Genomic DNA, 3574 nt, shown 5'->3' with positions numbered 1-3574 from the left:
GTGTTCCCGGACGGTCAGGGCCGGTTCCGGCCCCGTACCACCACACACCGGTTCGGCCCCGTGCGCGGGTGCAGGCCGGGGGGTGTGGGTCGGCGGGGCCAGGTGGAGCCGGTGGCTGGTGGGACGTTGAGAACTGCACAGTGGACGCGAGCATCTTCTGACTCTGTAGAGAGTTTCTTGTAGGAGTGTGGCCAAGTTGTTAAGGGCACACGGTGGATGCCTGGGCACCAGGAGCCGATGAAGGACGTAGGAGGCTGCGATAAGCCTCGGGGAGCTGCCAACCGAGCGTTGATCCGAGGATGTCCGAATGGGGGAACCCCGCACCAGTCATGTGGTGTGACCCGCGCCTGAACACATAGGGCGTGTGGAGGGAACGTGGGGAAGTGAAACATCTCAGTACCCACAGGAGAAGAAAACAACCGTGATTCCGTGAGTAGTGGCGAGCGAAAGCGGATGAGGCTAAACCGTTTCCATGTGATACCCGGCAGGGGTTGTGGAAGCGGGGTCGTGGGACGCGATCATGTCCGGTCTGCCGGCCGGGCGGAGAGTCATAAAGATCTGTCGTTAGTGGAAGGCCTCTGGAAGGGGTCGCCGTAGAGGGTGAGAGCCCCGTACACGAAAACGCAGGTCCTCTTCGAGCGTGTTCCCAAGTAGCACCGAGCCCGTGAAATTCGGTGTGAATCCGGCGGGACCACCCGCTAAGCCTGAATACTCCCTGGTGACCGATAGCGGACAAGTACCGTGAGGGAAAGGTGAAAAGTACCCCGGGAGGGGAGTGAAATAGTACCTGAAACCGTGTGCCTACAAGCCGTGAGAGCCGGGAATCGCATCCTCGTGGTGCGGCGGTGATTGCGTGCCTTTTGAAGAATGAGCCTGCGAGTTAGTGGTACGTGGCGAGGTTAACCCGTGAGGGGCAGCCGTAGCGAAAGCGAGTCCGAACAGGGCGTTCTGTAGTCGCGTGCTCTAGACCCGAAGCCGAGTGATCTACCCATGGCCAGGTTGAAGCGCGGGTAAGACCGCGTGGAGGACCGAACCCACCAGGGTTGAAAACCTGGGGGATGAGCTGTGGGTAGGGGTGAAAGGCCAATCAAACTCGGTGATAGCTGGTTCTCCCCGAAATGCATTTAGGTGCAGCGTCGCGTGTTTCTTGCCGGAGGTAGAGCACTGGATGGCCGATGGGCCCCACAAGGTTACTGACGTCAACCAAACTCCGAATGCCGGTAAGTGAGAGCGCGGCAGTGAGACTGCGGGCGATAAGGTTCGTAGTCGAGAGGGAAACAGCCCAGATCATCGGCTAAGGCCCCTAAGCGTGTGCTAAGTGGAAAAGGATGTGGGATCGCAGAGACAACCAGGAGGTTGGCTTAGAAGCAGCCACCCTTGAAAGAGTGCGTAATAGCTCACTGGTCAAGTGGTTCCGCGCCGACAATGTAGCGGGGCTCAAGCACACCGCCGAAGCCGTGGCATTCACGCGATCGCCCGCCGACACGCCTTTGCGTGTGCCGGCCAGGTGCGTGGATGGGTAGGGGAGCGTCGCGTGGCGGGTGAAGCGGCGGAGGAATCCAGCCGTGGACGCCACGCGAGTGAGAATGCAGGCATGAGTAGCGAGAGGGGAGTGAGAACCTCCCCCGCCGGAAGACCAAGGGTTCCTGGGCCAGGCTAATCCGCCCAGGGTGAGTCGGGACCTAAGGCGAGGCCGACAGGCGTAGTCGATGGACAACGGGTTGATATTCCCGTACCCGCGAAGGAACGCCCATGCTGAACCCAGTGATGCTGACCGCCCGACGTTCGGGCACCGCACTTGTGTGGTGGCCGGATCGAGCGCGGGACCCGACCTGGTAGTAGGCAAGCGATGGGGTGACGCAGGAAGGTAGTCCTCCCGGTGAGTGGTAGTACCGGTGCAAGGGTGTGGCCCGCGACGTAGGCAAATCCGCGTCGCACGAGGGTGAGGCCTGACGCATAGCCGAATGAGGCGAATGGGATGATCCTATGCTGCCGAGAAAAGCCTCTAGCGAGTTCCGAGCGGCCCGTACCCCAAACCAACTCAGGTGGTCAGGTAGAGAATACCGAGGCGATCGAGCGAACTGTGGTTAAGGAACTCGGCAAAATGCCCCCGTAACTTCGGGAGAAGGGGGGCCATTTCCCGTCAACCAGCGTGCCTGGGGCAGCGGGGGGTGGCCGCAGAGACCAGTGAGAAGCGACTGTTTACTAAAAACACAGGTCCGTGCGAAGTCGTAAGACGATGTATACGGACTGACGCCTGCCCGGTGCTGGAACGTTAAGGGGACGGGTTAGTTCCTTCGGGAGCGAAGCTCAGAACTCAAGCGCCAGTAAACGGCGGTGGTAACTATAACCATCCTAAGGTAGCGAAATTCCTTGTCGGGTAAGTTCCGACCTGCACGAATGGCGTAACGACTTCTCAGCTGTCTCAACCACAGGCTCGGCGAAATTGCACTACGAGTAAAGATGCTCGTTACGCGCGGCAGGACGGAAAGACCCCGGGACCTTCACTACAGCTTGATATTGGTGTTCGGTTCGGCTTGTGTAGGATAGGTGGGAGACCGTGAAGCGGGCACGCCAGTGTTCGTGGAGTCACCGTTGAAATACCACTCTGGTCGAATTGGATGTCTAACCTGGGTCCGTGATCCGGATCAGGAACAGTGTCAGGTGGGTAGTTTAACTGGGGCGGTTGCCTCCCAAAATGTAACGGAGGCGCCCAAAGGTTCCCTCAGCCTGGTTGGCAATCAGGTGTCGAGTGCAAGTGCACAAGGGAGCTTGACTGTGAGACCGACGGGTCGAGCAGGAGCGAAAGCTGGGACTAGTGACCCGGCACCGGCATGTGGAAGCGGTGTCGCTCAACGGATAAAAGGTACCCCGGGGATAACAGGCTGATCTTCCCCAAGAGTCCATATCGACGGGATGGTTTGGCACCTCGATGTCGGCTCGTCGCATCCTGGGGCTGGAGTAGGTCCCAAGGGTTGGGCTGTTCGCCCATTAAAGCGGTACGCGAGCTGGGTTTAGAACGTCGTGAGACAGTTCGGTCCCTATCCGCCGCGCGCGTAAGAGACTTGAGAAGAGCTGTCCCTAGTACGAGAGGACCGGGACGGACGAACCTCTGGTGTGCCAGTTGTACCGCCAGGTGCACTGCTGGTTGGCTACGTTCGGCAGGGATAACCGCTGAAAGCATCTAAGCGGGAAGCTCGCTTCAAGATGAGGTCTCTCACCGGGTCAACCGGGTAAGGCCCCCGCCCAGACCAGCGGGTTGATAGGCCGGAAGTGGAAGCACCGCAAGGTGTGGAGCTGACCGGTACTAATCGGCCGAGGGCTTGACCACATCCCTACACCGGCGCTCTGCCGGGTCAAGCAGACAAGAAGAATCGCGTCCACTGTGCAGCTCTGAACGCCCCACCCGCCCCCGCACAAGGGGATTGGCGTGGACAAGTTCACAGCGTTACGGCGGCCATGGCGAGAGGGAAACGCCCGGTCTCATTCCGAACCCGGAAGCTAAGCCTCTCAGCGCCGATGGTACTGCCCTGGAGACGGGGTGGGAGAGTAGGACGCCGCCGGACAACCACTC

General features: G+C 60.0%; 2 rRNA genes. Both read left to right on the top strand.

The features are described from left to right. Positions 1-189: 189 nt before the first annotated feature. A 23S ribosomal RNA gene (locus tag PGN05_RS24090) occupies positions 190-3331 on the top strand. Between the two features lie 118 nt (positions 3332-3449). Further along, positions 3450-3566 (top strand): 5S ribosomal RNA (gene rrf, locus PGN05_RS24085). The last annotated feature ends 8 nt before the right edge of the window (positions 3567-3574 follow it).

This window comes from Geodermatophilus sp. CPCC 206100, from assembly GCF_048569675.1.
Taxonomy (GTDB): domain Bacteria; phylum Actinomycetota; class Actinomycetes; order Mycobacteriales; family Geodermatophilaceae; genus Geodermatophilus.
This window is presented reverse-complemented; position numbering and strand designations above follow the sequence as displayed.